The organism is Streptomyces muensis, from assembly GCF_021474425.1.
GTDB classification, from domain to species: domain Bacteria; phylum Actinomycetota; class Actinomycetes; order Streptomycetales; family Streptomycetaceae; genus Streptomyces; species Streptomyces muensis.
The window spans coordinates 1-8,121 of sequence record NZ_JAKEIP010000322.1 but is presented as its reverse complement, the minus strand read 5'-3'; the positions used below and the strand labels follow the sequence as shown (position 1 = coordinate 8,121).

Sequence of the window (8,121 nt, the reverse complement as noted above, 5' to 3'; positions counted from 1 at the left end):
GGGCGGCGGGTTCTGTTTTTTAAAAGAGACGGGCCCGCGACGGTGGGGCCCGGGGGGCCGGTGGCCCCCCGGGGCGCGGACCTCTCCGTGCCCGAGCCGCTCGGCGCCGACGCGCCCGCCGGCCAGTTCTCCGCCGCCCGGGCCCATCGCCATGTCGAACGGATCGCGACCGAGCCCCGCCCCGTCGGCTCCGCCGCGCACGACCGCGTACGCGACTATCTGGTGGCCGAGTTGCGCGAGGCGGGACTGTCTCCCGAGGTCCTGCCGGTCGTCGGGGTGGAGACGAGACGCAGCTCGGCGGTGACCGGCCGGATGCAGAACATCCGGGCCACCATCCCGGGTACGGACCCCACCGGCCGGGTGCTCCTGGTGGCCCACTACGACTCCGTGGAGCTCGGCCCGGGCGCCACGGACGACGGGCACGGCGTCGCGGCGATCCTGGAGACCGTCCGGGCGCTGCGCTCCGGCCCGGCGCCGCGCAACGACGTCACCGTCCTGTTCACGGACGGCGAGGAGCCCGGCATGGTGGGCGCCCAGGCCTACGCCACCTCCTCCGAACTGGGCGACCCCGACCGTACGGTCGTGCTGAACCTGGAGTCGCGCGGCACCTCGGGCCGCGTCGTGATGTTCGAGACCGGCCCCCACAACTCGGCGCTGGTGCCGGCCCTGTCCGGCCATGTGCCGGTCACCACCTCACTGGCGTACGAGGTGTACCGGCTGCTGCCGAACTACACGGACTTCACGGCGTTCCGGCAGGCCGGGCTCACCGGGATGAACTTCGCCAACGTCGCCGGTTCCGCGAACTACGACACCTCGCAGGACAACCTCGCCAACTCCAGCCGGGGCTCGCTCCAGGACCTCGGCTCCACCGCGCTGGCGGCGACCCGGAAGCTGGGCGCCGCCGACATCGCGGCGGTCGACGAGGGTTCCGACGCCACGTACTTCTCGTTCGCCGGTCTGCTGGTGCGCTGTCCAGGTGCGCTGGTGCTGCCGCTGGCGGCGCTGGCGACGGCCGGTTTCGCGGCGGCCCTGTGGTGGGCTTCCCGGCGCTCGGCCGTGAGCGCGCGTCGGGTGGCCGTGGCCGCGGCGACCGTTCCGCTTCCGCTGCTCGGCGCGGCCGGCCTCGGCTGGGCGGGCTGGCAACTGCTTCTGCTGGTACGGCCGGACTACGCGGGTTTCGTCAACGGCGACCCGTACCGGCCGGGCGTGACGGCGGCCGGGTTCGCGGTGCTCGCGGTGGCCGTGGTCTGGATCTGGGCGGCGCTGCTGCGGCGCAGGTTCGGCACCCTGGAGGTGAGCGCGGCCGTCACCGGCTGGCTGACCGGGCTGGCGGTGGTGACGGCGTGGCTGACGCCGGGTGCCTCGTATCTGTTCGTGTGGCCCGCGCTGTTCGGCGCGGCGGGTCTGGCCGTCGCGGCCCGGCTGCCGGAGGAGGCGCCGCTGCGGGAGGTCGCCGGGGCGCTCGCCTGTCTGCCCGCCGCCCTGCTGCTGGTGCCCGTCGCGGTGCTGCTCTTCCCGACGCTCGGACTGGCCATGGCCGCGGGCCCGCTGCTCATGGTGGCCCTGTTCGCCGCGACCCTGCCGCTGCCCTTCACCGGCGCCCGGCCGCGGGTGCGGGCACGGATCCTCGCCCTGCGGTCGGGGCTGGCCCTGGCGACCGGCCTCGCGGTGATCGCGGCCGGTGTCGCCCGCGACGGCGTCGACAGCCGTCACCCGAGCCAGGTCAGCCTGGTCTACGCCCTCGACGGCGATACGCACCGGGCGCGCTGGGCCAGTACGGGACTGGGCTCGCACGCCTGGCTGGAGCCCTATGTGGACGGCGGCGAGGCCCGGTTGGAGGACGCGTTCCCGCCCATGCGGTGGCCCGGCGTCTGGCGCACCGGCACGGCGGAGCGGATGACGGCGCCCTCGCCGACGCTGAAGGTCGTGGACTCGCGCGAGCGGGGCGGCACCCGGGAGGTCCGCCTGCATGTCTCGGCTCAGGGCGGCAACCCCGAGCAGTTGATGCTGTTCGTGGACACCCGGAACACGACCGTCGTCAGCGGCGGCGCCGAGGGCCGCGAGCTGCCCGGCGGTGACACCCGGGAGTCCCTCAACGGCCGCTGGACGTGGGGCTACACCTATCTGTCGCCGCCGGCCGCCGGGTTCGACCTGACGCTGACCGTGCGGGGGAAGGGGCCGCTGCGGGTGCGTGCCGTGGCGCAGACGACCGGCTTCCCGCGGGGCGCGCTGCGGACGCCGCCGCCGTCGACCCTCACCTGGTCGGGTCTTGACTCCGGATTCACGTTGGTGACCAGGGCGTTCACGGTCTGAGGAGAACGGACGCGGAAGGGGGGCGGGCTCACTGAGCCCGCCCCCCTTCCGTGCTCTGCGGTGCGCCTCCCGTGCCGCACCCGGCCCTCAGGACCGCACGTCCACGGCGATCCACTGCGCCCGCGCCGCGGCCAGCAGCCGTCCGTCGGCGTCGTACAGCGCGGTCGCGTTGGTCGCCATCCGCCCCTCGACGCCCTCCAGGGAGCCGACCACGACATAGCTGCCGCCGACCACGGGGCGCTCGGTGATCCGGGCGGTCATACGGCTGAGCAGACGCGGCTGCCGGACCGGGTCGGCCGTCCAGCCGCCCGGGCAGTCCAGCGCGCTCCACACGATCTCGGAAGGCACCGTGCCGTCCTCGGTGGCCAGCTCGGGCGACGGCCGCCAGGCACAGGCCACCGTCGCCTCCCGGCCCTCGACCAGGCCCGGACGCAGCGACAGACCGTCGTGCGGGCGCTGCGTACCGCAGACGAAGCAGCCGGGGAAGGGGTGGCCGACGCCGGTGAAGGCGTGCTCCGCCCGCTGGACGCGGTCCGGCTCCACCGGCGCGGGGGCGGGTACGTCCTCGCTGGTGGCGGCCACCGAGGCGATGACGTCCTCCCCGTGCCAGACGTGCCCGCGCCGGCCCGCCGGCCGGTACTCGACCGGCGTGCCGAGCGGCACCGGCAGATGCAGCGTCACCGCGACCTGCCCGGCGAGATGCCCGGACTCCTCGGCCAGAGCGGCCAGCCGACCGCAGGCGTAGCCCCCGTTCGCGCTGTCGGGCGGCCCGTTGAACTCGGGGGCGACGGTGAGGACGGATGCAGCGGGCACGGCGACTCCTGTCAGAGGCACGGCGGGTGGATACCGGCGACCCTAGGACCGGATTGCCCGGGAGGCCGCCCGCGGACGCTCCCCGAGCCCGTCAGGAATGTCCCGGACTACCTGCGGTCCGCCGCGATTGACACGCTGAGCAGCGCTCGGGTGTTCCCAGCCGTCTCCCCGCACGGCTGAGCGGCCTCGCACAGCGCCCCGGACCAGTCCGGCACCGTGCGGCGCGCGACGCCGAGTTCCTTACGTCCCGCCCGCAACGCCTACCTGTGGAGACGGCCTTGCAGACCTCGCAACCGACCATCTTCCCCATGGCCTCCGCCCAGGAACGCCTGTGGATCGTCGAGCGGCTCACGCCCGGCACCAGTGCCTACAACATCCCGCTGGCCGTACGCCTGCGCGGGCCGCTGGACCGGGACGCGCTGCACCGCGCCCTCCAGCACGTGCTGGACCGGCACGAGGCCCTGCGGACCCGCTTCACCCAGGTCGACGGCCAGGCCGTGCAGGTGGTCGACGAGACCGTGGCACTCGAACTGCCGGTCACCGACGTCACCGAGGCGGAGCTCGCCGAGCACCTCGCGGCCGCCGCGTCCGGGCCGTTCGACCTGGTCGCGGGCCCGCTGCTGCGCACCTCACTGCTGCGCCTCGGCCCCGAGGACCACGTCCTGGCGGTCACGCTGCACCACCTGGTGTCGGACATGTGGTCCTGCGGGATCTTCATGCAGGAGGTCGGCTCGGCCTACGCGGCGCTGACCGCGGACCGTGCGGTCGAGCTTCCCGAACTCGACGTGCACTACCCGGACTTCTCGGTGTGGCAGCGCGAGCGGCTCGCCGAGGAGGGGACCGAGGGCCTGCTGGCGTACTGGCGCGAGCGGATGTCCGACGCCCCGCAGCTGCTCGAACTGCCCCTGGACCGGCCGCGCCCCGCCGTGCAGTCGCTGCGCGGCGCCCAGCTCCAGGTGGCGCTGTCCCCCGAACTCTCCGCCGCCGTCGCCGAGTTGTCGCGTACGTCCGGCGCCACCCCGTTCATGACGCTGCTTGCCGCGTTCCAGCTGCTGCTGAGCAACTACAGCGGGCAGCGGGACATCGTGGTGAGCACCGGTGTGGCCACCCGTACGCCCGAGACGGAGGGCGTGATCGGCTGCTTCATCAACACCGTGCTGCTGCGCACCTCGACCGCGGGCGACCCGACCTTCACCCAGCTCCTCGACCGGGTCAAGGCCACCACGGTCGAGGCGCTGGAGCACCAGGAACTGCCGTTCCAGCGGCTGGTGGACGAGCTCCAGCCGCAGCGCGACCTGAGCGTCAACCCGCTCACGCAGGTGCTGTTCCTGCTCCAGAACGCCCCCGAGCCGGAACTGCGCCTGCCGGGGCTCGACGCCTCGGCCGAGGGCGTGGAGCGCGGCGGCGCCCAGTGCGACCTGAACATCCAGCTGCGCCAGCTCGACGGCGAGTTCAAGGGCTTCGTGGAGTATGCGGCCGACCTCTTCGACGAGGCCACGATCCGCCGGATGTGGGACCACTACACGGTGCTCCTGACGGCCGCGACCACCGCAGCGGACCACAGGGTGAGCGAACTGCCCTACCTGACCGACGCCGAGGTCACCCGCGCCGTCGCCGAGTGGAACGCCACCGAGGCCGACGAGCCCGGCGCCTGTCTGCACGAGTTGTTCGAGCGGCAGGTGCGGGAGCGTCCCGAGGCGCGGGCGCTGGCCTGGAGCGGCGGCGAGATCTCGTACTCCGCGCTGGACGCGCGCGCCGACCGGCTGGCCCGTGTGCTGCGCGGCGCCGGCATCGGCCCGGACGTGCCGGTGGCGATCTGCCTGGACCGCTCCGTGGCGCTGGCCACGGCGGTGCTGGGCGTGCTCAAGGCGGGCGGCGCCTATGTGCCGCTGGACGCCGGCTACCCGGCCGAGCGGCTGGCGTTCATGCTCGACGACTCCCGCCCCGCCGTACTGCTGACCGACGCGGGCCACCTGGAGCGGCTGCCCGTCGACCCGGCCACCGGACGCGTGACCGGCGGCGACGACACCGCCGTACGCGTCGTGCTGATCGACCCCGCCTCCGGCGAGGTCCCGGAGTCCGTCACGGTCGAAGAGGTGGCCGAAGGATCCGCCGCGGTCCCCGCCGACCTGGCGTACGTCATCTACACCTCGGGCTCCACCGGCCGTCCCAAGGGCGTGGCCGTGACCCATCGCGGCGCCGCCAACAACATCGCGGACCTCAACCGCGGTCGGTCCATCGGCCCCGGCGACTCGGTGCTGTCGCTGTCGTCGCTCAGCTTCGACATGTCCGTGTACGAACTGCTCGGCATGCTCGCCGCGGGCGGCACCACGGTCCTGCCCGACGCCGACGCCGCCAAGGACCCGCGGCACTGGGCCGACCTCGTCGAGCGGTACGGGGTGACCGTCTGGAACTCCGCGCCCGCGCTGCTCGACGCCCTGGTGGACAGCTACGGCGACACCCGCCCGGCCCGTCCGACGCTGCGCGTGGCGTTCCTGGGCGGCGACTGGGTGCCGGTGCCGCTGCCGGACCGGGCCCGCGCGCTCTTCCCCGACCTCGACGTCATCGTGATGGGCGGGGCCACCGAGGCCTCCATCCACTCGATCCTCCAGCGGGTCACCGAGACCGGCGCCGACTGGGTGCACATCCCCTACGGCCGTCCGATGGCCAACCAGCAGGCGCTGATCGTCGACGCGGACCTGCGTCCGGTCCCGGTCGGTGTCCCCGGCGAACTGTGCCTCGGCGGCATCGGCCTGGCCCGCGGCTATCTGAACCGGCCCGCACTGACCGCCGAACGGTTCCTGCCGCACCCGTACGCGGGTGTCTTCCCCGGCGTGCCCGAGGGAGCCCGGCTGTACCGGACCGGTGACCTCGCCCGGTACGCCGAGGACGGCACGATCCACCTCATCGGCCGGCTCGACCACCAGGTGAAGGTGCGCGGGTTCCGGATCGAGCTCGGGGAGATCGACGCCGCGCTCGGCCGGCACCCGGATCTCGCCGAGGCGGTCACGGTGGTCCGGTCCGACGAGGCCGGGCACGGCGTCGGGCTGACCGCGTACGTGGTCCCGGCCGAGGGCGCCGCCCCGTCGGTGGGCGAGCTCCGCAAGCACCTGTCGGCCACCCTGCCCGACCACATGGTGCCGGACGCCTTCGCCGTGCTGGACGCGCTGCCGCTGTCGGCCAACGGCAAGGTCGACCGGCGTGCGCTGGCCCGCACCGAGGCCCAGCCGGTCGGCCGCTCCGCCGCGCATGTCGCTCCCCGTACACCGCTGGAACGGGCCATCGCCGAGATCTGGGCGGAGGTGCTGCAGACCGAACGGGTCGGTCTGCACGACGACTTCTTCGAGCTCGGCGGCAACTCCCTGGGCGTCACCCAGATCGCCTACGCCCTCAGCGACCATCTGCGGCTGGACGTGTCGCTGCGCGACCTGTTCGACGCGAGCACCGTCGAGGGACAGGCCGCTCTGGCCGGGGCCGCGGGCGAGGAGGCGGGGATCGACGCCGCCGCCATCGCCGAGATCTATCTCCAGGTCCGCGCCCTGGACGCCACGCAGACCCATGACCTGCTCGACACCCTTGAGGAGAAGCACTGATGACGGCGGGTCTGTTCGACCGGACGCTGCAACACGGCGCGCGCCTGCTGGCCGAGCGCGACCCGGACCTGTACGACCTGCTGGAGCGGGAACAGCTGCGCCAGCAGCACACCCTCGCCATGGTGGCCGCGGCGAGCACCGCCGACCCCTCCGTCCTGGCCTGCGAGGCCAGCGCGACGAGCAACGTGACCACCGAGGGCTATCCCGGCGCCCGCTACCACGCCGGCTGCGAACTGGTCGACGAGGTGGAACGGCTGGCGGTGCGCCGGGCCAAGGAGGCCTTCGGCGCCCGGCACGCCAACGTGCAGCCGCACTCGGGCTCGACGGCGAACCAGGTCGTGCTGTGCAGCCTGCTCTCGCCCGGCGACGTGGTCCTCGGCATGGACCTCAAGGCGGGCGGCCATCTCACCCACGGCGCCTCGGCGTCGATGAGCGGCCGGTTCTTCACCCCGGTCCGCTACGGCCTCGACGAGCGGGGTCTGATCGACTACGACGGCATGGCCGAGCTGGCCCGCCGGCACCGCCCCCGGCTGATCTTCTGCGGTGCCAGCTCCTACCCGCGCACCGTCGACTTCCAGCGCTTCCGCGCGGTCGCCGACGAGGTCGGGGCGTATCTGGTGGCGGACATCTCGCACATCGCGGGGCTGGTCGCCGCGGGTGAGCACCCGAGCCCGGTCGACGTCGCCCATGTGACGACGACCAGCACCTACAAACAGCTCTACGGCCCCCGCGGCGGCCTGATCCTGCTGGGCCGTGACGCCGAGACGCGCACCGCCTCGGGCCGGACCCTGCGGGCGACGCTGGAGGACGCCGTCTTCCCCTACCTCCAGGGCACCCCGAGGCTCAACACCGTGGCCGCCAAGGCCCGCGCCCTGGCCGAGCTGACCACGCCGGCGTTCCGGGAGCGCGCCGAGCGGATCGTCGCCACGGCGCGGGCGCTGGCGAAGGAGCTGGACAGCCACGGCCACCGGGTGCTGACCGGGGGCACGGACACCCACATGGTGCTGCTCGACGTCGGCTGCCGCGGGCTGACCGGCCGGATCGCCGAACGGGCCCTGGAGAGCTGCGGCATCGTCGTCAACAAGAACAGCATCCCCGGCGACCCGCACGGCCCCCGCGTCACCAGCGGCGTCCGGCTCGGCACGAACGTGCTGGCACTGCGCGGCATGGGCGTCGCCGAGATGGCGGAGTGCGCCGACCTGGTCCACACCGTCCTGGACGCCGTACGCCCGTCGGGTGACCGCGACTACGAGCTGGACGAGGACGTCCGCACGGCGGTGACGGCCCGGGCGCGTGCCCTGTGCACCCGCTTCCCGCTGCCGGACCATCCGCTCCCGGAGCACGCCCTGCCCACGCCCGCCCCGCCGGTGCCGGTGGCCTGATCAGGGGCGGGGTGCGGGGT

General features: G+C 73.9%; 4 protein-coding genes. 3 read left to right on the top strand and 1 reads right to left on the bottom strand.

The window, feature by feature from the left end; translation table 11 throughout:
• The first annotated feature begins 87 nt into the window (after positions 1–87).
• The gene (locus L0P92_RS39330) at positions 88–2,313 is read left to right on the top strand and encodes a M20/M25/M40 family metallo-hydrolase (RefSeq protein WP_234767935.1); all 2,226 of its coding nucleotides are present in this window, start codon (positions 88–90) and stop codon (positions 2,311–2,313) included.
• Between the two features lie 87 nt (positions 2,314–2,400).
• On the opposite strand, the gene L0P92_RS39325 is transcribed toward L0P92_RS39330, so the two are convergent.
• Positions 2,401–3,126 (bottom strand): hypothetical protein, encoded by a 726-nt coding sequence (locus tag L0P92_RS39325; protein ID WP_234767934.1) that lies wholly within the window; start codon positions 3,124–3,126, stop codon positions 2,401–2,403.
• Positions 3,127–3,434: 308 nt separating this feature from the next.
• Between L0P92_RS39325 and L0P92_RS39320 the strand changes: the two genes are divergently transcribed.
• Both L0P92_RS39320 and glyA read left to right on the top strand, forming a co-directional pair.
• Positions 3,435–6,719, top strand: coding sequence for a non-ribosomal peptide synthetase (locus tag L0P92_RS39320; protein ID WP_234767933.1), 3,285 nt, complete (start codon positions 3,435–3,437; stop codon positions 6,717–6,719).
• On the top strand, positions 6,719–8,101 hold the full coding sequence (glyA, locus tag L0P92_RS39315; RefSeq protein WP_234767932.1) for a serine hydroxymethyltransferase: 1,383 nt from the start codon (positions 6,719–6,721) through the stop codon (positions 8,099–8,101). The genes L0P92_RS39320 and glyA overlap by 1 nt, the downstream gene beginning before the upstream one ends.
• The last annotated feature ends 20 nt before the right edge of the window (positions 8,102–8,121 follow it).